Source organism: Thioalkalivibrio sp. K90mix (genome assembly GCF_000025545.1).
In the GTDB taxonomy this organism is placed as follows: domain Bacteria; phylum Pseudomonadota; class Gammaproteobacteria; order Ectothiorhodospirales; family Ectothiorhodospiraceae; genus Thioalkalivibrio.
Map to the genome: position 1 here is coordinate 1,455,682 of NC_013889.1, position 20,097 is coordinate 1,475,778.

Consider the following 20,097-nt stretch of genomic DNA (forward strand, 5'->3'; position numbering starts at 1 on the left):
GTCAGGACCGCGCCTCGCAGATCGCCAGGGCCAGCTGATTCCGAACCGATTTCAGCGCGCGCAGCACCAGCGGGTCCAGTTCCGTACTGCCCGGCGCCAACTCCAGGTACAGCAGCCCCACACAGCGCTCACGCACACCCAGAGGCAGCAAGAGAAAACTGCGCGCATCCAGCGCATCACGGAACTCCGCCGGAATGTAGCGGCTGATCGCCGGGTCCGAACTGTCGCTGATCACCATGTCCTTGCGCTGTGTCATGGCCAGCGAGAGCACATTGCCCGAGCCACTCAGCGACAGGCGCAGACGCCCGGACAGGGATTCCGCCTCATGCCCGAACGCGGTATGGGCCACCAGCGTGCGGCGTTCCCGATCCGCCAGCATCAGCATCGCGCGGCGCAGTCCGAGCACCTGGTAGATATTCTCCAGCGTCGCCTGGACCAGCGGGTTCAGCTCGAACCCCTCGACCATCGCATCGAGCATGTCCGTCAGCGACTCCATCAGGGCCGCCGCCTGCTCGGCCGGTGACGCCGCCCCGGAACCCGGGCCGTCGGCCGCCAGGCCGCCATTGGCATCCAGCAGGGCCTCCTCGTCCGGAACATCGCCACCCTGCGCGGTCTCGCCAACCCCCAGATTCCGCCGCAGTTGCCGCAGATGTTCCTGCCCCTCACGCGGCAGCTTGACCACGCTCAGAAACTGCTCGAGATGCTCGCGCCCGCCCTGAATGGCCCGCCGCATACCCGTAGCTTCGACGTCCAGCGACGCCTTGTAGCGGCGCCGTAGTTCGGCCAGGGCGAGATCCTGCTCCGCCGGGTCCTGGTGGATAATGCGACCCGCCATCTCGCTGGCCAGGGTTACGATCCGATGCAGACGCTGGTCCGGGTCGCGTACGGCCGGCAGCGTGCCCTCGGGCGCCCGTTCGACCGCCTGCACGATCTCGCGCGGGAAGTTCCAGTCCTCCAGCACGGCACGCGCCAGTGCCTCGTACGAGAGGCCAAGCACCTGGCGCGCCGCACTGCCCTCGGAAACGCCCTGCGTCTGCCGGATCTGAATCTCGTCGGCCTCCTCGGGGAGGTAGTAGAGGGCCAGCATCCGACCGATGTCGTGGAACAGTGCGCAGACAAACGCCTGTTCGCTTTCGACCCCGCCGAGCTGCCGGGCCAGCGTGCGTGCCAGCATCGCGCTGAACAGCGTTTGCACCATCGCCTGCATCAGGCGAGCGGACTGGCTGCCGCCCTTGAGGTTCTCCAGCAGCACGAGGCCAAGCGCCGCCGTGCGCACCTGCTCGAATCCCAGCAGGACGACCGCCCGGGAGACCGTGCGGATGTTGCCGCCGAAGTTGCTGTAGAAAGGGGAATTGGCCAGCCGCAGAAGCTTTTGTGTGGTCGCGTAGTCCTTCAGCACCGCATTCGACAACTCGGCGACCGAGCGCTGCTGGCTGTCGCCCGAGCACTGCGTAATCTCGCGAATGTGGGCCGAGATCCCCGGGAAATCCGGCTTGCGCCGGATCCGGCGAAGGATGAAATCGCCCGGATCCCCCGCCTCGGTCTCGCGGCCCTCGGTCACGGCGAGAAACGCCTCGCGCAGCGCCTGGGCCGATGCGTAACGCTCGTGCGGATCGGGGCGCAGTGCCCTCAGGGCGATGGCATCCAGGCGTTCGTCGCCCTCGCCTGTGTGCTTCGACGGCGGTTCGGGAACATCGGCTTCCATCTCACCCGGCGCATCCCGGTCGGCGTCCCCGGAAAAGGCCCGCCGTCCCGCCAGGAGTTCGTAGAACAGCGCGCCCAGCGAGAACACGTCCGCTGCCACTGTCGGCGGCCCTCCACACAGCTGCTCCCGGGCCAGGTAATGGCGCGTCTGTGTCTGATGCCCCGCGGCCTGTTCGCTACCCTCAGGCAACGCGAGCCCCAGACCGGTGACTCGCGCATGACCGTCCGCACCAACCGTGATGTTCGCAGGCTGCAGCGACCCATGAACAATCCCCTGCTCGTGCGCAGCCGCCAGGGCATCGACAATCTCGCGCATCAGCGCCAGGGCGCGGTCCAGCGGCAGCCGTCCCCTGGCGAGCAGGGCATCCAGCGTTTCGCCCTCGATGTACTCGCATACGAGATAGAGACCCTCGTCCCAGGGCCCCGCTTCGAAGATCGCCGCGCTGTGGGGATGCCGGAAACGGCTCACCGCGCGGGCCGCGCGCATCAGGTCATCACGCGCCTCGGCATCGCCCAGAGCCTGGTGCGTCAGCGTACGTACCATCACGCGTCGGTCCAGTACGCCGTCATGCGCGACATACAGGCCGTCGCGCGCACTCTCCCCCAGTGTCTCCAGCACACGAAACCGATCGATCCAGCGTTCCTGGCTCGCGTCACGCGACCTCGCCATGCTCCCTCCACGGAGTCCTTGCTACCCTTTCGTCCCGAGTCCGGCACCCCCGCCAAACCGGGGGCTATACCTCCAAACGCCCTCGTGCCGGTGCATTCATGATGACACGACCCGGCGCCAGTGAGGTCACCTGTCGCGGGATCGCTTGTCGAGATAGGCCTTGAGGTTTGGAGGACGGTAGTCGCGGGACTGCCGGTAGCGTGCTTCGACCGACGGGTGCAGCCGCGTCGGAGAATCCCCCTGGTCGAGGTCCCGGACCAGTGTGCGGCGCAAGCGATAGATGTGACGCCGCGACTGGTGGATCGCGGCGCGAGAGTCGGGGCGCAGGCTGGCCGGAAGGTGCGGCTCGAACTCCAGTCCTCCGGCGGATGCCTGCTCCAGCATCCAGTCCAGGGCAATATCGGCGACCCGCAGCCCCTGGGCATCGGGTGGATAGCCGCCCCCGATATCCGCGTGCACCCCGGCGAACCACTGCTGGTCCAGGTCCAGTCCTTCGCGCGGCTCCCACAGGGTGGGTTCGAAATCTGCCCGGCGCTCGTCGATGGCCAGTGCATGGCGCGCGATGCGGACGTTCGGGCCCAACTTGGTGTCGTAGAACTCGTCCGTGCGGTCGAACAGTCCGAGCACCGAAAACGGGATGCCCAGTGCCCCGACGGTATCCCAGGCACCCACGAAACGGATCTCCCGCGAGGGGTGGCTGTGCGCCTCGCGAAAGGCGCGCGAGTGCTTGCCTTCGGGCTTGTACGCCGCCCCCGTGCGTTTGTACAGGCGAAAGGCCTCCTCGATCAGACGCGCATCCGGACGCCGGAGAATCCCGCAGTTGTTGATCAGACCGCACAGGCTGCGCACGGTGTACGCACCCCGGCTGAATCCAAACAGGAAAAGCTCGGTCCCCGAGGCGTAGTTCTGCACGATGTAGCGGTAGGCATCGGTGATGTTCTTGTGGATGCCCCGCCCGGTCACGCCGCCACTGATCCGGGCGTGGTACGACCCCACACCCCAGTCATAGAACACCTGCTGGGTATCGCCGGCGGCGTCCACGGGCGCTACCGCGCGGGCCAGGCGCAAGACGTTGGTGGGGACGTCGGATTCGACGTCCTCCTCCGGACGGTTCCAGGTCCCGTCCGCGCAGATCACGATACGACGCGTCATTATCGGCCTCCCTGCCGCCTACCCTTCCTTCAGCCTAGACGGCGCCGAGCCGATCCGCATATCCCGACTGCCTCGTTCCGGTCACGCTAACGTTCAATCTCGATTCGCCGCACCCCGGGGCGCTCACCATCCTTGCGGCGAGGGACTTGGACATCCAGCACCCCGTTCTTGAAGCGGGCCGATATACGATCCGTGTCGGCATCACCGGGAAGGCTCAGGACCCGACGAAACTGCCCGTAACTGCGCTCGATCCGGTGGTAGCCCTCCTCGTCTTCCTCGTGTTCCTGGCGTTTCTCGCCCGAGATGATCAGATCGTCCCCATCGATGGAAAGGTCGATCTCGTCCTCCGAGATCCCGGGCACCTCCACCGATATCCGGTAGGCCTTGCGTCCCTCGGCGATATCCACGCTGGGCTTCAGCCACAGCGAGCCGGTACGGCCCGCGAGGGCGCTGCCTGGCACACGGCCAAGGAACTGGTCGAACATCCGGTCCATCTCCTGGTGCATCCGCAGCAGCGGGTCGCCCGTGGCGTCATCGCGCCGCGCGGGCAGGACCTCGGGCTGTTCCTGTTCCTCGCGCTTGAACCAGTTCCACGGCTTCAGCTTTTGCAGGTCCATGCAGTCACCTCCTCGTATCGTGTGTCGTGAGCACTTGCATTCAGGGCTCCTACCCCAATAGGTAGGAAGTCGACAGAAGTTTTCAAGATCCGGGCCGAAGCCTTGAGAAAAACCGGCCCTCGGGAGCAGCCGATCATCAATGGAACAGGACTTTTACATCACGCTGTTCATCATCGCGGGTACCGTCGCGACCTCCGTCTGGGCCTGGCAGCGCCCGCGCGTACTCGAGCGGATGATCTACTGGCCACCGGCGGTGGCCCGCGGCGAATACTGGCGGCTGATCACCCACGGGTTCATCCACGCGGACGGCACCCATCTCGCGTTCAACATGATTACGCTGTTCTTCTTCGGCATGGCCATGGAGCGTGTGCTGGTCCCAGAGATTGGCGTACTCGGCTTTGTGGCGTTCTACCTGGCCGGCATCGTGCTGGCGATCCTGCCCACCCACCTGCGTCACCGGAACAACCGCTTCTATCGCAGCCTGGGGGCCTCGGGTGCGGTCTCGGCCGTTTTGTTCGCCTATATCCTGCTTCAGCCCTGGTCGATGCTGTTCGTGTTCTTCATCCCGATGCCGGCGATCGTGTTCGCGGCCGCCTACGTGGCCTATTCGTTCTGGGCGCAGCGGCAGGCGCGCGACAACGTGAATCACAGCGCCCACCTCTGGGGCGGTGCCTGGGGCGTGGGCTTCATGCTTCTACTCGAGCCGGCCCTGTTCGGTCGCTTCGTGCAGGAACTCCTGTCGCCGCTTGGGGGCTAGGAGCCAGTTGGACTGGGGCTGATCGGCTGCGCGTGCGGGAGAGCGGAAAAGGGACCGCTCTCCTGCCCCACGCTCGCGACGACCGCCAAAATCCGACAGGCTCCTGGACGTGAATCCTTCCGGGCACCCGGTGGTCCCATAAAGCGCCACTGCACGAAACCGGGCCGTATTTCGCCACAGGAGGTCGCATGCCTCGAACCACGTACATACACGCCTGGCCCGCCCTCGGCATCCTTGCCGGGTTGGCTCTCGCGTTTGGGCCCACACCCACCCTCGCGGACGAGGAGCCCCACACCCGAATCCTCTGGCAGGATCCCGTCGAGGTCGCCCGTGGCGAAGCCTACCGAGGCCCCTGGCGCATGAATGCCTCCGACTTTCGCTATGTGGACGATGCCTCGGTGGCGATCAACGACCACGGCGACGTGGTCGTCGTCTGGGTTGACCAGGTGGAGCAGGCGATCTTGCTGCAACGCTACGACCGCGACGGTCAGGCGGTCCTGGACGAACCCACTCGCATCGGCGGCGAGCCCGACACCTTCTCCTGGCTGCCGCGCGTCGCGATCGAGCCGGTGCCGGATGACGAGGACGAATTCACCGTTCACCTGCTCTGGCAGGAGATCCTGTTTACCGGTGGCGACCACGGCGGGGAGATCCTCTATGCCCGCTCCCGGGACGGCGGCCGCTCGTTCGAGGATCATCAAAACCTGTCGAACTCGCGCGACGGGGCCGGCAAGGGACGCATCACCGCACATCGCTGGGACAACGGCAGCCTGGATCTGCTGCTGGCCGCGGAGGGTCAGGTCGTCGCGGCCTGGACCGAATACCGGGGTCCGTTGCGCGTCACCTATTCGTCCGACAACGGCGAGAGCTTCGCGGAACCCGAGACGGTCAACGACGGCGCCGAAAAACCGGCCCGCGCACCGAGTCTGGCCCAGACCCCCTCCGGGCGCGTCCTGCTGGTCTGGTCGGAGGGCGACGATCCGTATGCCGACCTCCGCATTGCCACCTCGGAGGAGATGGGCCAAGGCTTTTCCGCTCCCACAACAGCCCTGGAAACCCCGGGTCATGCCGATGCGCCTTCGCTCGTGGTGGATGATGACGGCACCGTGCACCTCGCCTTCGGCGCGATCCCCGCAAACGACCTGGAAGACTACCGCCAGCCCTACCACCGCCGACTGCATCTCGCCCAGGCCGATGCCGACAGCCTGGAGTTCACCTCGGCGAAGAAACTGGACGCGGACGACTGGGCGGGCGGCTTCCCTACGCTGGCCCGCTCCGCCGACCGGCTCTATCTCGTCTGGCAGCGCTATCAACACCCGACCGACCGCCCGTACGGCCTCGCGTTTACCCACGCCCCACTGGACACCCTGGAGTTCGCGCGCGTCGAGCCCGTCCCGGGGACCGTCGACCGGCCCTACAGCGGCGGGCTTCAGGGGCAGCTGAAACGGCGGATGGCGGTCAACGCGGCTGGCGAGATCGCGATTGCCCAGAGCCGCTTTGTCCCCGGTAGCCACAGCGACATCCTGTTGATCCGCGGACAGGCGCAGGACCGCTGATGGCCTCGAAGGCCTTTTCGTTGATGATCCACGGCGGGGCCGGACGCATCCGCGAGGTGCAGGACCCGCTGGTTGCCGAGCAGTACCACGCCGCGATGCTGCGGGTACTGGAGGCCGGCCGCGAGCGCCTGGCCCGTGGCGAACGTGCGCTGGATACCGTTGAATACTGCGCGGCGCTGCTCGAGGACGACCCGCTGTTCAACGCCGGTACGGGAGCCGCGTTGACGCGCGCGGGCACGGTCGAGCTGGACGCCGCGATCATGGACGGCACAACCCTCGGAGTGGGGGCCGTGGGCGCGGTGCGCGGGATCGCCAATCCCATCCGCCTGGCCCGCGCAATCCTGGAGGACGGCGCGCATGTGCTGCTGGTTGCGGAGGGGGCCGCAAACTTTGCCCGGCAGGCCGGGCTGCCCCCGATCGACGAAAGCCGACTGATCACGGCGCAACGGCGGGAGCAACTGGAACGAACACTACGACGCGGCACAGTCACGCTGGACCATGACGAGTCCGCCCCGGGGACCATCGGCGCCGTCGCCCGCGATCAGCGCGGCCACCTGGCGGCGGCGACTTCCACCGGAGGCATGAATGGCCAGCGTCCCGGGCGCGTCGGGGATTCGCCCATTGCGGGCGCGGGCGTCTACGCGGACGATCACACTGCCGCCATCTCCGCGACCGGCCTCGGCGAGCATTTCCTGCGCAGTGTCTTCGCCAAGGACTTGGCCGACCGTATCGAACTGCTGGATCTCGGTGGCACCGAGGCCCTGGCCGCGAGCCTGCGGCGGCTGCGCGACCGACTGGACGGCTACGGCGGGGCGATCGTGATCGACCACGCGGGGCGCTGTGCGGCCGGCACCACCACCCCGCGCATGATCCACGGCTGGATCGAGCATGGCGGCGCCAGCGAGACACGTATCGACCCGTAATCGCGGCATCATTGAGCGCCACTCGGACCAAGCCGTTACCATTCCTCGCCCACGTGCGGACTACAGGAAGCCAGCATGCAAGACGCGATCGCCCGCCTCCCCAAGGTGGAACTGCACCTGCACATCGAGGGCACCCTGGAGCCGGAACTCCTGTTCCGGCTGGCCGAACGCAACGACGTGGATCTGCCCTATCGTTCGATCGACGAGGTGCGCGCGGCCTACCAGTTCCAGGACCTGCAGTCGTTTCTGGATATCTACTATGCGGGGGCCTGTGTCCTGCTGACCGAGCAGGACTTCTACGACCTGACGTGGGCCTATCTGCAGCGCTGCCAGCAGGATCACGTACGCCACACCGAGATCTTCTTCGATCCCCAGACGCATACTGAACGTGGCGTGGCGTTCGCGACGGTGATCGATGGCATCACCCGCGCCCTGGACGATGGCGAACGCGAGCTGGGCATCTCCAGCCGCCTGATCCTGTGCTTTCTGCGCCACCTGAGCGCCGAGGCCGCGATGGAGACCTTCGAGGCGTCCCGGCCCTACCGCGACCGCATTGCGGCATTCGGCCTGGACTCGGCCGAACAGGGCCACCCGCCGGAGAAATTCCGGGCGGTGTTCGATCGCGTGCGCGATGCTGGCTTCCGGGTTGTCGCCCACGCCGGTGAGGAGGGCCCGCCCGAATACATCCGCCAGGCCCTGGACGTGCTGCAGGTCCACCGCATTGATCACGGCGTGCAGGCCGAGCAGGACCCCTCCCTGCTGCGCCGGCTTGCGCAGGAACAGATCCCGCTGACCGTCTGCCCGCTGTCGAACATCAAACTCTGCGTGTTCGACCGGCTCGAGGACCACAACCTGAAGCGCCTGCTCGATGCCGGGCTGCGGGTCACTATCAACTCCGATGATCCCGCCTACTTCGGCGGCTACATCGGCGAGAACTTCCGCGCGACCACCGAAGCGCTGGCACTGTCGATCGACGACCTGGAACAGCTCGCCCGCAACGCGGTCGAAGCCGCCTTCCTGGACGATCCGGCCCGCCAGCACCTGCACGACGAAATCACGGACTGGCGCCGCAGCGTCGCCTGACCGGAATCGGACGCAAGGATGATGCTTCAGCCCTGCCCTGTGCCCGGCAGGGGTGGCGGCACCCGGTCAAACCAGGGCTGCACGGCCTCCAGCTGAGTCGCCAGCGACAGCAGCCGCCCTTCCTCGCCCCAGGGCGCCATGAACTGCACGCCCACAGGCAGCCCGGCACGATCCCAGTGCAGCGGTACCGACATCGCGGGGATCCCGGCCAGGTTGGCCGTCAGGGTGAACGGGGTACGCTCCAGGTTCTCGAAGGTCATCCGCTCCAGAAAGCGGCTGTTCAGCATCCAGCGCCCCACCGGCAGGTACAGGGCGAGCTCCTGCAGGGCACGAACCAGGGGCGCTGGCTCCAGCTCGCCGATCCGCGGCGGCGGCATCGCCACGGTCGGTAGTAGCAGGAGGTCATGGCGCTCGAATAGCGTCGCCAGCGCCAGACTGACGCGATGCCAGCCCTGCCGCGCGCGGGCGTATTCCCCCGCGGTCAAAGCCCGCCCCAGCCGCGCCAGTGTGCGTGTATCCAGCTCGAAGTCGTCCCAGCGCGCACCCCGTTCGCGCGCACGCGCCACGAATGCCGCCACCTGCCCGTACAACAACGCCAGTACCGACCGCGCCACATGCCGGCCATCCACCGGCCAGTTGGTCACACGCTCAACGACGTGCCCTTGGGCTTCCAGTAAACCGGCGGTCCGCTCGACCGCCTCCACACAGTCGCGATCGACCCGTCCGTCCACGGGCGAATCGACGTTCCAGCCGATCCGCAGGCGTCCCGCCTCGTGCCGGGCGAGCGCCTCGAAGCTTGCCGGAGGGGGCTCCACCCGAAAGGGCGCGGAAGCACTGTGTCCGGAGGACAAGACATCGAGCATTCGAGCACTGTCGCGCACACTGCGCGAAAGCACCCCCTCGCTCACCGCGCCTTCCCAGGCCTCGCCCGCCAGCGGCGTCACCGGCACCCGACCGCGCGAAGGTTTCAGTCCGAACAGGCCGCAGTACGAGGCCGGTATGCGAATCGACCCGGCGCCGTCATTGGCACCCGCCATGGGCACAATCCCGGCCGCCACGGCCGCCGCCGCGCCACCACTGGAACCGCCGGGCGAGCGCTCGGTATCCCAAGGATTGCGGGTTGCCCCCCAGAGCGCGGACTCCGTAATCCCCTTGAGCCCGAATTCGGGCGTCGTGGTCTTGCCCAGAATTACCAGCCCCGCCGCTTCGGCTCGTTTTACGGTGTCGGCACTCGCCGGCGCAATCACCTGACGGCAGGATCGACTACCCAGGGTCGAAGGAAGCCCCTTGACGTCCTGCAGGAGGTCCTTGACCAGGTACGGGACCCCGGCGAATGGTCCCTTAACGCCCTCGTCGATTCGTGCCTTGGCACGCGATCGGGCATCGATGCAAACCGCATTGAGCACGGGGTTCACCGCATCCAGGCGCCCCAGCGCGCACCGCAGCAGGGACTCGGGAACGACCTCCCCGTCACGCACGGCCGCCGCACAGGCGCAGGCATCCAATTGGTGATACTCGCGCGCTCCCGGGGTCTGGCCAGCGTCGTCTCCTTTCATGAGGGAACTGTACCGTGGGTTCGCTTACGCAGTCAGGCGACCCACACGCCATTCATGCCCCGGCACCACAGCCAAAGTGCCGCAGTTGTTGCAAACGCTGGCAACGCGCACTATACGGAGCGGCAGCACGGACGCTGCGGTTGCTGGACGGAATGGGAGCAAGGACATGCGCGGGCACAGGGGGCCACGGCCGGATCGCCAACGGGAGCCGGGATCATGAGGATCCTGGTCGTCGATCGCTCGCGCGTGTTCCGGGCACTGTGGAGCCGCATGGTGGGCACCGCCGGGCATGAAGCCAGCATGGCCGGCACCGGCGCCGAGGGGCTCGCACGTCTGGACATCTTCCGCGCAGAGCTGGCCTGCGTTTCGCTAAGCCTGCCCGACATGGATGGCCTGGAATTCTGCCGCGCGGCGCGCAAGAGGCGTTACGGCCGCGGGCTCCCGCTGATCATCCTTACGTCCAACCCTGATATGCGCATTCGCGAACGCGCCTTCGCCGCGGGCGCGACCGATGTCCATGACCGAACCAACATTGGGGAACTGTTCCAGCAGGCCGAACGCTACGCGCAGCCGCTGGAGAGCCTCCTCAGCGGACGGATTCTGTATGTGGAGGACAGCCCCACTGCCGCACGCTACCTGCGTCGCGCCCTGGAGCCCATGGGCCTCGATATCGTGCACTACACCAGTGCCTCCGATGCCCTCGCGGCCTTCGACCCCTCGCAGTTTGACCTGGTCCTGAGCGACATCCTGGTTGAGGGAGAGCTGAGCGGAATGGGGCTTGTGGGTTGCATCCGGCAGCAATGCCCGGACATGACCGAGATGCCAATCGTCGCCATGTCGGGCCTGGATGACCAGCATCGACGGGCGGAAATTTTTCGACTCGGTGTCAATGACTTCGTTACCAAACCTTTCCAGGGAGATGAACTTCGGGCGCGCCTGTACAACCTGTTGAACAACAAACGCCTGATGGAAGAGGTCCGCCTTCAGCGCCAGAAGCACTACGAGATGGCGATGGTTGATCCACTGACCGGTCTGAGCAATCGCAATGCCCTGACGGAGTTCGCCAGCCGATTCTTCGATGAACCCTGCAGCCACGACCAACCGCTGGCCCTGATCCTGATGGACCTCGACCACTTCAAGGACATCAATGACCGTCACGGCCACCTGGTCGGCGACGAGGTCCTCGCGGCCATTGGCCAACTGCTGCGCGCGGTTGCCGCGCCCGGCGAGATCCCCGTCCGCTTCGGCGGCGAGGAGTTGCTGATGCTAATGCCAGGCAGCGACTTGTTCGATGCCCATACCCGTGCCGAGGACCTGCGCCAGCGGGTCCAGGATCTGCACCCGGCGGGCCTGCCGCTCACCGCGTCCTTCGGAGTCACCAGCCGAGAGCCCGGGAGTGATGCCGAACTCAACGACCTGTTCCGCGCAGCCGACGAGGCGGTCTACAACGCCAAGGCCCAGGGGCGGAACTGCGTCGTCTCCCTACCCGGAAAGCATCACAACTCTGCCGCGGAATACTACGGCTGAGCCACTCGCGTCGCCCACTCTGTTTTCCGCGGGTTCAATCCTTTAGGGTCACGGGACGGACACGCGAACGGGAACAATGGAATGAAAGGCATCGTATTCAACGTCCTTGAAGAAATCGTGACGGAACACTACGGCGAGGAAGGCTGGGAGGATCTCCTGGACCGGGCGCAGGTTACCGGCGCCTACACCTCGCTCGGAAACTACGAGGACGACGAGATGATGCGACTGGTCGGCGCCGCCTGCGAGGTTACGGGCCTCAATACCGCCGACTGTTTGCAGTGGATCGGACGCGAGATGCTTCCGCGCTTCGAGCAGGCCTATCCAGGCGTCTTCGATCACTACCCAGACTCGATTGGGCTGCTCCAGGCCCTGAACGATGTGATCCATCCCGAAGTCGTGAAGCTCTATCCGGGCGCTCGGGTCCCCGTTTTTGACTGCACGCGGACGGGGCCGCAAGAGCTGGCGATGGACTACCGCTCGGAACGGGGACTTTGTTCACTGGCGCACGGGTTGATACTGGGCACGGGCGACCGCTATGGGCAGACCGTCCACGTCGAGCACCCGGAGTGCCAGCATCGAGGCGACGGCCGTTGCCATTTCCAGATCCACGTCGAGCCAAACGTTGGCTGACTCCTACCACCAGGATCGTGCCAAGGCGCCAGCACTGCGCGACCGCCGCCTGGAACGCGAGCGCCAAGCTCGCCAGGAAGCCGAGCGAATCGCCGAAGACGCAACCCGGCGTCTGTATCGGGAACAGGTCAAGCTCGAGACGATCCTGGAAGTCACTCGACTAGCCAATGCCAGCGACAGCCTGGAGGACACCACTACCCAGGGCCTGCAACAGCTCGCTGACCACACCGTCTGGCGGCGCGCTCACGCCCTTTACCGCGACCCGGCGGGTCAGCTACGCCGAATCGCCAACCTGAACCTGCCGGCACGGGATGACGAGGTCGAGCCCACGCCGGCCGGTCGCGCACTACTGGACTCGGCCTGCGGCATCGAGAGCCAGCTTGGGCTCGCCAGCTAACACCCCAACCGCCCGGAACGCTGCTGCATCTGCAGCATTTATGTCCATGGTCATTGCTATGGGTTGATCGAGGCATTCGCCGACACCCCGGATATCGACCCGGACCTTAGCCGCGAGGTCATCGAGGGGATCGCCCAGGCACTCGGCCATGTGTACAAGCGGGAACACGATCGCCGCGTGATCGAGCACATGGCCTACTTCGACAGCCTGACCGGGCTGGGTAACCGCGCCCTGTTCTTCGACCGCCTTGAGCTCGCCCTGCGCCGCGCACGACGAGCCGATCAATGCGTAGCGGTTCTGGCACTCAACATCGACCGCTTCCGCGACATCAACGACATGGTCGGGAAGCAGGCCGGCGATCAGCTCCTGATCACACTCGCGCAAGGCCTGCAGGACGTCATCCGCGAGACCGATACGGCGGCGCGCATCGGCGGCGACGAGTTTGTAGTGGTATTCGACGGGATCGACTCCTCAGAGGATGTCGAGGGGCTTTGTCAGCGCGTGTTGAAGGCCTTGCATCACCACCATTCCATGCACACAGCCGAAGAATTCCATCCCCGATTGAGTGCGGGTGTTGCGGTATTTCCCGGGGATGCCCCTAACGCCGAGGCCCTGACCCGCTGTGCGGAAACCGCCCTGCAGCGTTCCAAGACAGAGGGTGGAGCCCGCCTGACCGTATTCGACCCCGCACTGGCCGAGCGCAGCGCGCGGCGGCGTGAGCTGGAACAGGAAGTCCGTGCTGCCGTGAGCAACGGCGAACTAACCCCCTGGTTTCAGCCGATCGTAGCCCTGCCCGGTGGGCGCATTATCGGGGCCGAGGCCCTGCTACGCTGGCAGCGCGCCGGGGCACCCGGGCCGGATCAGTTCGTACCGATACTGGAAGAACTCGGCTTGATGCTGGAGGTCGGCGACCAAGTGTTGCACACCGCGATGCAGCAGGCCGCCGACTGGCGCGCGGCGGGACACGAGTTTCAGCGCATCTCGGTGAACGTCTCGCCGGTACAGCTCAAGCGCGACCACTTTCTTACCGTGCTGGACCAAGCCCTGGCCAACACGGGCCTGCCCGCCGAGTGCGTCTGCCTGGAGGTCACCGAAAATGTGTATCTGGAGGGCGACTCCAGCATCCGCGACCGGATCGCGGCCATCAGCGAGCGCGGGGTACATATCGCGCTCGACGATTTCGGTACCGGGTACTCGGCCCTCGGCTACCTGCAATGGCTACGCCTGGACACCCTCAAGATCGACAAGAGCTTCGTTCAGCCACTCGGCCAGGACCCCTACTACAGCAATCTTGTTCGCTCGATCATTGGTCTGGCCCAGGCGCTGGATTTGCAAGTGACCGCCGAGGGCATCGAGCACCCGGAAGCGGCGCGCATGCTGGCCTCGATGGACTGCACCTATGGCCAGGGCTATTACTTTGGTCGCGCCATGCCGGCGGATGCCCTCACCCCGCTGCTGCACAAGCGTCTTTAGAAACCCGGACCCGTTCACAGCTTCCCACATGCGCCCCCGGGTAACCGCCATGGCGCCAGACAGAACCCCTATACTCGTCACATATTCGCTCCCGGTATTCTGCTTGTCTGATCCAGCCTCCCCGCATACCGCCGATCACGATCGGCTGCTCGACACCAATCGCCGTTTCTACAATGACTTGTGGAAAGATTCGCAACTGGTGTCGCCCGATCAGTTCAATACCTGGCCGCTGGTCTGTCGGCTGAATCGCGACGGCTTCGAGCGCCTTGAAGTCGGGCCCGGCATGCGTCCACGGCTGCCCATCGCCGGCACGCACTTCGCCGATATCAGCGAGCCCGCCCTGCGCACGTTGCGCGCCGAAGGCGGTCACACGGAATCTGCCGTCATCGGCGACCTTCCCTACGAAGACGGCCGCTTCGACCTGATCTCTGCACTCGACATCATCGAGCACGTCGAGAATGACGAGCAGGCCATGCGCGAACTGACGCGTGTCGCCGCGCCGGGGGCGCGCATCCTGCTCTCGACGCCCCTCCATCCGGAATACTGGACCCGCTTCGACGAAATCGTGGGGCACTATCGCCGCTACACGCCCAACAGCCTGTTCGCGTTGCTGGAACGCCACGGTCTTACCATCGACCAAAGCGGCGTGTTCGGCATGAAACCACGCTCGTCACTCCTCACCCGCCTGGGCATGTGGTTCCTGCAGCATCACCGCGATACGGCCATGCATTACTACAACCGCTACTTCATGCCGCTGGCCCTGAAGCGGCAAAAGGCGCTCCAGCTCTACCCGGGCATGATCCCCACAGAAGACGTCGGCGAGGTCTTTCTGGTCTGCCGCCGAGTGACCTGAGGCGCGCACTCTCGGCCGGAGCGTGGTTGCTTGAAGGAACCCGCTCCCGCGGGTATTGTCCATGGATCAGGAACCTGACCCAGGCTGCATCGATGTTCGATACCCGTCCGCTGCATACGGCCCAACAACAGCACCCGTTTATCCTGTCGCTGCTCGTGCTGGCGACCGGCTTCGTGCTGACGATGCAGAATCCGCAGGCCCAGGACGCCACTGCCGAGCTGGTCTCGAAGGTCGAGCTGCCCACCCTCGCGCAGGTCATGGAAATGCGGCCTCAAAGCCCGCCGCCCGGGGTCGAAGGTGACCAGATGGTGAGCGAGGAGACTGAGGAGACGCAGGCCCTGATCATGCTGGACCGCGAAGCCCAGGTCACCCGTTCCGCGAGTGACCTGCGCGAACGCCCGCAACGGTAGCTCTTGCCGGCTTCGGCCGGTATCGCAACCTCCCCAACCCTTTCACCGGGGGCTGAATGCCGGAATCGCTCCGACCAACGCCCGGTGACGGGCGCGCACTGAAACCCCATCTGGTCCCCGGCCTGCGCGACTACCTCAACGAGGACGAACACGCCGAGGGCCGACTCGAGGCCCATGCCCTGATCGAAGACGCCGTCGCCGTACGCGCCTCCGACATCCATCTCGACCCCGAGCCTGACGGCTACCGCATTCGGTTGCGCATCGATGGCCTGATGGTGGACGCCACAACACTCGAGACCGGCCTGGGGGAACTGCTGTCCAATCAGCTCAAGACCCTGGCCAGTCTCGATCCAATGCCCACCCTGAACTCCGCGGAAGGCAGCTTCGCCTGGCGCGACGAAGACACGGGGCACATGGATCTGCGTGTGACGGCCGTACCCTGCGTCAACGGCGACAAGCTGTCCGTGCGCATCCTGGCAGAGCCCGATGCCTTCCAGGACATCAGCGACCTGGGGCTGCCGGAACAGGAAGTCGAGGCCATTCGCCAGTGGACACAGACAGCCGGTGGCGTACTGCTGGTGACCGGCCCCACCGGCAGCGGAAAGACCACGACCCTGTACGCCCTTCTGCACGAAATCGGGCAGACACCCCAGCAGATCATCACGCTCGAGGACCCAGTCGAGTACGCCATCCCGGGCGTGAACCAGATCCAGATCAATACCGACCAGGGGCTCGACTTCGAACAAGGCACCCAGACCCTGCTGCGACTCGATCCGGATTATGTACTGGTCGGGGAGGTCCGCGACGGGCCATCCGCCCGCGGCGCGATCAACATCGCCACCAGCGGGCGTTCCCTGATGGCCACCCTGCACAGTCGTGATGCAGTCGGTACCGTCGCCTCCCTGCGCAACATGGGCCTTGAAGACTTCGAGATCGCGCCGACACTCGAGCTGGTGATCGCACAACGGCTTGTGCGGCGTCTGTGCCCGCATTGCCATGAGCGCCGGGCGCCGAACGACCGAGAACAACAGTGGCTCGGCATCAGCGGGCGCAAGGCGCCCGAGGCGGTCTGGGCCGCGCGCGGCTGCTCCGCCTGCAACAATCTGGGCTACCACGGCCGCATCGGTATCTTCGAGGTCTGGCACCTGGACGAGTCCGACAGCGCGGCCATCCTCGACCACCACGACGACAGAGGCCTGCGCCAGCGCCTGGCCGACAAGGGCCAGCGCATGCTCCTTGATAACGGGATGGACAAGGCCGAACGCGGCCTGACGACCTATGACGAGTTGTTCCGCGCCGGCCTGCTTTCCCCGTAGCGGAACCACACATCGTCAAACCCTGATTACACCCCCCAATGACCCCGAACGACACCTTCAACGCATTGCTGTTGCAAGCGGGCGATCCACGACCGATCGCCGAGGTATCCACCCTGAACCCGACCGATCTCCCGGCAGGGGAAGTACTGGTCGCCGTTGAGTACTCGGGGCTGAACTACAAGGATGCGATGATCCTCAACGGACTGGGTCGCCTGGTACGGGAGTACCCCCATGTGCCGGGGATCGACCTGGCGGGCACCGTGAGCGAATCGACCGACGAACGTTATCGTTCGGGGGATCGCGTCCTGCTGACCGGCTGGCATGTCGGGGAACGCCACTGGGGCGGCTTCGCGGAATACGCTCGGGTCCAGGGCGACTGGCTGACCCCGATGCCGGACACCCAGGATGCGCGTGGCGCGATGATCGTGGGCACGGCCGGGTTTACCGCCATGCTGGCGATCGAGGCGCTGGAGCACGGTGGCATCACCCCCGAGAGCGGAGAGATCCTGGTCACAGGCGCCTCCGGCGGCGTGGGAAACCTGGCGATCGCACTCCTTGCCGCGCTGGGCTATCGCGTCGCGGCCGCCACCGGCCGGCCGGAAAACGCCCAGCACCTGCAGGCCCTGGGCGCCCGTTCGATCGTGCCCCGAGGCGAGCTCGCCGAGCGGCCCGACCGCCCGCTGCTGTCCGAACGCTGGGCGGGCGTGATCGACAGCGTGGGGGGCGACACCCTGGCCCACGCACTCGCCGAAACGCGGGCCCGCGGCGTCGTCGCAGCCTGCGGACTCGCGGGCGGTGCGGGGCTGACGACCACGGTCATCCCGTTCCTGCTGCGCGGCATTCGGCTGCAGGGCATCGACTCGGTGCAGTATCCCGCGAACGACCGCGAACGGGTCTGGCAACGCATCGGCCGCCTCCTCTCAACCGAGACGCTCGAGCGGTGCCTGGCAGAAGAGATCGGCCTGTCTCAGCTCCCGGAACGCGCGGAGGCGCTGCTGGCCGGTCAGGTCCGCGGACGGGTCCTCGTCCGTCCAACCGACCACTGACGAGAGCGCTCAGACATCCACCTCGGTCGCGGGCTGCCTGTCCCAATGCCGGCGCAGCCTGCTCACGTCGCCCGCAAAGGCGCGCGCGTCATAGCCCGCCGCACGCATGCGTTCGGCCAGTACCGCGGACTGCGTACCGCGAAAGCAGTAGAGCACGTACGCGCGGTCGCGCGGGAGCTGCTCGAAGCTCGCCGCGAGTTCATCGGCCGGGTGGTTCACCGCGCCCGGCAGGTGCCAGTCCCGATACAGATCGGGCGGCTGACAATCGATGATCTCCGCCGCCGCGGGGATGCGCTCGACCAGTACCGGGCTCGCGCGAGCCGCGGATGGCGCCGGCGTCCCCAGGTCATGCATCCGCGCCTTGGCGACGGCGCGGTCGAGACAGTCGTCACTGAGCACGGCTTCCAGCTTTTCGATGTGAGCGCGCGTGCTGGTCACCATCGGCCGCTGGTTCGCAATCGCGCAGAACTCGGGGACCTTCTCGCACAGCTCGAATGTGCCGATCGCGCGCGCACGATTCATGATTTCCGTCTTGTCGAAACCGATCAGTGGCCGCAACACCGGGAGATCCGCCGCGGCATCGATTGTTTCCAGATTCGACAACGTCTGCGAAGAGACCTGGCTGAGTGCTTCGCCGGTCACCAGCGCCTCTGCGCCGCGCTCGCGCGCGATCGGCTCGGCGGCCCGATACATCAGCCGTTTCAGCACGATCTGCCAGGCATCGCCCGGCACCTTCGCGCGCAGGTCATCGACCACGCCGGAAAAGTCGACACTGAACATCCTGGGGCGAATGCCCGCGCCCCAGTCGCTGACCAGGCGGCGACAGACCGCGAGCACCATCTCCTCGTGCACGGTCCCGCCGAGGTTGCAGAATACAAAGTCCACGGCGGTCCCGCGGCGCATGATGTACCAGGCCGCGACCGCCGAATCGAACCCGCCCGAGATCAGCACCATGGCGCGCCCCTGCACCCCCAGCGGCAATCCCCCGCCCCCCTGCTCGCGCCTGGAATAGACCCAGGCCTGTTCGCGGTCCAGATCGATGCGGACGACGACCTCGGGGCGGTCGAGATCGACCCGGCCGGGCCCGTCCAGAACCGCACCCACCCGCCGCTCGACCTCCGTTGCCGAGATATCCTTGCGGCCATGGCGCTTGCAGCGAACGGCATACCGGCGCCCGCGCACGGCCTCCGTGAAATGAGCGCCCACGACCTCGCAAAGGCGTTCCACCGAGACCTCCTTGAGCACCACCTCGACCGGCGAGAAGGTGCTGACCCCGAAGGTCTTGTGCAGGATCGACTGCGCCGCCTCCGGCTTGGGCGTATAGAGCACCAGCCGGCCCTGGTGGGTCCGCAAGTCATGCGGGATGCCGGTCAGCGCACGCTTGAGGTTCCGCCGCAGGACCCGCGTGAAGTGGCGCCGGGTGCTGGGCGACTTCAGGTGAATCTCGGGGGCCAGGCGTACGATGATCGGGGTGGCGGCGACGTCAGTCATGGATCTCTTCGTTCAGGAGTTCCTGGGGAAACGGGTTCAGGATGCTTTGCTCGCGCACCCACTGGATGTCCAGTTCCCGGGCGATCGCGCGAATCCGTGCGTAAATGTCGCGTGGCGGGCACTCGCCGCGCCGACAGGCGTCGATCGCGCCGTGCAGGCTCGCCTGACGGGACGGATCGAGATGCTCGCGAAAATGCCCGGCCATATGCTGCAACACGTTCACATGTTGGCCAACCGACACCGGTGTGGCCAGCACCCGCATAAACCGCTGCAGGTATCCGTGCGCGACCTCGTTTCGCGGTTGCCCGGCGGCTTTCGCGACAAAGCGCCCCAGCTGGTCGTAGCCGACACGGTCGTGGCTGAGCAGGAGCATCTTTTCGCGCGTATGGAAACGCACCAGATCCGCCGGAGTCCACGGCGCGGCAAACAACTCGCGCACCCGCGCATGCGCGAAAATGCGCTCGACAAAGGCCTCGCGGGTATTGGAGATGGCCATCCCGGCCTCCTCGACGACGGGCAGGTCAGGTAGCGCATCGGTCAGTGCGGCGGCGAACAGGCCCGCAGCAGGCTCGGCCTCGTTCGCCACCCGAACCTCCAGCCCGCAACTGGGCGATCGTGCCTTGAATATGTAGCCATCCAGTCCGGCGTCCGCGAGGGCCGGCACACGCCCTTGAACAAAGTCCTGCACGGGTCCTGTGCAGTCACCACCCGTTTCGTTCCCGCGCAGCGCCAGGCGTCCCCCTTCACGAACCAGGTGCATCGGCTCGCGCGGCGTGCCCAGCACCGCCTCCGGGCAGACAGGTACCCAGGTGACATGGCGTGCCAGCCGTTCGACCAGAAAGGCCTCCCGCCGATGGCCGCCGTCGTAGCGCACGGGTTCGCCGAGCAAACACTGCGACACGCCGAGATTGGGGGTTGGGTGCGGATTCATCTGCC

18 protein-coding genes are annotated in these 20,097 nt (G+C 66.3%); 12 read left to right on the plus strand and 6 right to left on the minus strand.

The genetic code is table 11. The annotated features are described in order from the left end of the window. Position 1: 1 nt before the first annotated feature. The 3 genes from TK90_RS06880 to TK90_RS06890 all read right to left on the minus strand — a co-directional run bounded on the left by TK90_RS06880 (position 2) and on the right by TK90_RS06890 (position 4,143). Complete coding sequence (locus tag TK90_RS06880; RefSeq protein WP_012982757.1) at positions 2–2,374, minus strand: HDOD domain-containing protein; 2,373 nt, start codon at positions 2,372–2,374, stop codon at positions 2–4. A 126-nt stretch (positions 2,375–2,500) separates the two neighbouring features. Then, positions 2,501–3,526 (minus strand): DUF2235 domain-containing protein, encoded by a 1,026-nt coding sequence (locus tag TK90_RS06885; RefSeq protein WP_012982758.1) that lies wholly within the window; start codon positions 3,524–3,526, stop codon positions 2,501–2,503. An 86-nt stretch (positions 3,527–3,612) separates the two neighbouring features. Then, positions 3,613–4,143, minus strand: coding sequence for an Hsp20/alpha crystallin family protein (locus TK90_RS06890; RefSeq protein ID WP_012982759.1), 531 nt, complete (start codon positions 4,141–4,143; stop codon positions 3,613–3,615). 139 nt (positions 4,144–4,282) lie between these two features. Between TK90_RS06890 and TK90_RS06895 the strand changes: the two genes are divergently transcribed. The 4 genes from TK90_RS06895 (at position 4,283) to TK90_RS06910 (ending at position 8,462) form a co-directional block, all read left to right on the plus strand. Further along, on the plus strand, positions 4,283–4,900 hold the full coding sequence (locus tag TK90_RS06895) for a rhomboid family intramembrane serine protease (protein WP_012982760.1): 618 nt from the start codon (positions 4,283–4,285) through the stop codon (positions 4,898–4,900). A 188-nt stretch (positions 4,901–5,088) separates the two neighbouring features. After that, entirely contained in the window at positions 5,089–6,456 is a 1,368-nt protein-coding gene (locus tag TK90_RS06900) for a sialidase family protein (protein ID WP_012982761.1), read from the plus strand. Beyond that, complete coding sequence (locus TK90_RS06905; RefSeq protein ID WP_012982762.1) at positions 6,456–7,379, plus strand: isoaspartyl peptidase/L-asparaginase family protein; 924 nt, start codon at positions 6,456–6,458, stop codon at positions 7,377–7,379. The genes TK90_RS06900 and TK90_RS06905 overlap by 1 nt, the downstream gene beginning before the upstream one ends. A 75-nt stretch (positions 7,380–7,454) precedes the next feature. Next, on the plus strand, positions 7,455–8,462 hold the full coding sequence (locus tag TK90_RS06910) for an adenosine deaminase (protein WP_012982763.1): 1,008 nt from the start codon (positions 7,455–7,457) through the stop codon (positions 8,460–8,462). A gap of 26 nt (positions 8,463–8,488) precedes the next feature. On the opposite strand, the gene TK90_RS06915 is transcribed toward TK90_RS06910, so the two are convergent. Further along, positions 8,489–10,018 (minus strand): amidase, encoded by a 1,530-nt coding sequence (locus TK90_RS06915; RefSeq protein ID WP_012982764.1) that lies wholly within the window; start codon positions 10,016–10,018, stop codon positions 8,489–8,491. Positions 10,019–10,234: 216 nt separating this feature from the next. Between TK90_RS06915 and TK90_RS06920 the strand changes: the two genes are divergently transcribed. The 8 genes from TK90_RS06920 to TK90_RS06950 all read left to right on the plus strand — a co-directional run bounded on the left by TK90_RS06920 (position 10,235) and on the right by TK90_RS06950 (position 17,670). Then, positions 10,235–11,545 carry a diguanylate cyclase gene (locus tag TK90_RS06920; protein ID WP_012982765.1) on the plus strand — a complete coding sequence of 437 codons (1,311 nt, stop codon included), beginning with the start codon at positions 10,235–10,237 and terminating at the stop codon, positions 11,543–11,545. A gap of 81 nt (positions 11,546–11,626) precedes the next feature. Continuing rightward, positions 11,627–12,175 (plus strand): heme NO-binding domain-containing protein, encoded by a 549-nt coding sequence (locus TK90_RS06925; protein ID WP_012982766.1) that lies wholly within the window; start codon positions 11,627–11,629, stop codon positions 12,173–12,175. Continuing rightward, positions 12,168–12,572 carry a hypothetical protein gene (locus tag TK90_RS15380; RefSeq protein ID WP_012982767.1) on the plus strand — a complete coding sequence of 135 codons (405 nt, stop codon included), beginning with the start codon at positions 12,168–12,170 and terminating at the stop codon, positions 12,570–12,572. Before TK90_RS06925 ends, TK90_RS15380 begins: the two co-directional genes overlap by 8 nt. 63 nt (positions 12,573–12,635) lie before the next feature. Continuing rightward, complete coding sequence (locus TK90_RS06930) at positions 12,636–14,045, plus strand: bifunctional diguanylate cyclase/phosphodiesterase (protein ID WP_012982768.1); 1,410 nt, start codon at positions 12,636–12,638, stop codon at positions 14,043–14,045. A 103-nt stretch (positions 14,046–14,148) separates the two neighbouring features. Beyond that, complete coding sequence (locus tag TK90_RS06935; RefSeq protein ID WP_041444229.1) at positions 14,149–14,898, plus strand: methyltransferase domain-containing protein; 750 nt, start codon at positions 14,149–14,151, stop codon at positions 14,896–14,898. 92 nt (positions 14,899–14,990) lie between these two features. Next, positions 14,991–15,308: a hypothetical protein gene (locus tag TK90_RS06940; protein ID WP_012982770.1), complete on the plus strand. Its 318-nt coding sequence runs from the start codon at positions 14,991–14,993 to the stop codon at positions 15,306–15,308. Between the two features lie 56 nt (positions 15,309–15,364). Continuing rightward, positions 15,365–16,624, plus strand: a complete 1,260-nt coding sequence (locus TK90_RS06945; RefSeq protein ID WP_012982771.1) for a GspE/PulE family protein — start codon at positions 15,365–15,367, stop codon at positions 16,622–16,624. A gap of 38 nt (positions 16,625–16,662) precedes the next feature. Next, the gene (locus tag TK90_RS06950; protein ID WP_012982772.1) at positions 16,663–17,670 is read left to right on the plus strand and encodes an MDR family oxidoreductase; all 1,008 of its coding nucleotides are present in this window, start codon (positions 16,663–16,665) and stop codon (positions 17,668–17,670) included. A gap of 9 nt (positions 17,671–17,679) precedes the next feature. Here TK90_RS06950 and thiI read toward each other — a convergent pair whose 3' ends face one another. After that, positions 17,680–19,161 (minus strand): tRNA uracil 4-sulfurtransferase ThiI, encoded by a 1,482-nt coding sequence (gene thiI, locus TK90_RS06955; protein WP_012982773.1) that lies wholly within the window; start codon positions 19,159–19,161, stop codon positions 17,680–17,682. Then, positions 19,154–20,092: a DUF523 and DUF1722 domain-containing protein gene (locus tag TK90_RS06960; protein WP_012982774.1), complete on the minus strand. Its 939-nt coding sequence runs from the start codon at positions 20,090–20,092 to the stop codon at positions 19,154–19,156. Before TK90_RS06960 ends, thiI begins: the two co-directional genes overlap by 8 nt. Positions 20,093–20,097 lie beyond the last annotated feature (5 nt).

Bases quoted from the DNA above. Each gene is read 5' to 3' on its own strand.
- TK90_RS06950 (WP_012982772.1), top strand. From the start codon at position 16,663: ATGACCCCGAACGACACCTTCAACGCATTGCTGTTGCAAGCGGGCGAT.
- TK90_RS06910 (WP_012982763.1), top strand. From the start codon at position 7,455: ATGCAAGACGCGATCGCCCGCCTCCCCAAGGTGGAACTGCACCTGCAC.
- TK90_RS06915 (WP_012982764.1), bottom strand. From the start codon at position 10,018: ATGAAAGGAGACGACGCTGGCCAGACCCCGGGAGCGCGCGAGTATCAC.
- TK90_RS06885 (WP_012982758.1), bottom strand. From the start codon at position 3,526: ATGACGCGTCGTATCGTGATCTGCGCGGACGGGACCTGGAACCGTCCG.
- TK90_RS06880 (WP_012982757.1), bottom strand. From the start codon at position 2,374: ATGGCGAGGTCGCGTGACGCGAGCCAGGAACGCTGGATCGATCGGTTT.
- TK90_RS06920 (WP_012982765.1), top strand. From the start codon at position 10,235: ATGAGGATCCTGGTCGTCGATCGCTCGCGCGTGTTCCGGGCACTGTGG.
- TK90_RS06890 (WP_012982759.1), bottom strand. From the start codon at position 4,143: ATGGACCTGCAAAAGCTGAAGCCGTGGAACTGGTTCAAGCGCGAGGAA.
- TK90_RS06900 (WP_012982761.1), top strand. From the start codon at position 5,089: ATGCCTCGAACCACGTACATACACGCCTGGCCCGCCCTCGGCATCCTT.
- TK90_RS06960 (WP_012982774.1), bottom strand. From the start codon at position 20,092: ATGAATCCGCACCCAACCCCCAATCTCGGCGTGTCGCAGTGTTTGCTC.
- TK90_RS06940 (WP_012982770.1), top strand. From the start codon at position 14,991: ATGTTCGATACCCGTCCGCTGCATACGGCCCAACAACAGCACCCGTTT.
- thiI (WP_012982773.1), bottom strand. From the start codon at position 19,161: ATGACTGACGTCGCCGCCACCCCGATCATCGTACGCCTGGCCCCCGAG.
- TK90_RS06945 (WP_012982771.1), top strand. From the start codon at position 15,365: ATGCCGGAATCGCTCCGACCAACGCCCGGTGACGGGCGCGCACTGAAA.
- TK90_RS06895 (WP_012982760.1), top strand. From the start codon at position 4,283: ATGGAACAGGACTTTTACATCACGCTGTTCATCATCGCGGGTACCGTC.
- TK90_RS06925 (WP_012982766.1), top strand. From the start codon at position 11,627: ATGAAAGGCATCGTATTCAACGTCCTTGAAGAAATCGTGACGGAACAC.
- TK90_RS06905 (WP_012982762.1), top strand. From the start codon at position 6,456: ATGGCCTCGAAGGCCTTTTCGTTGATGATCCACGGCGGGGCCGGACGC.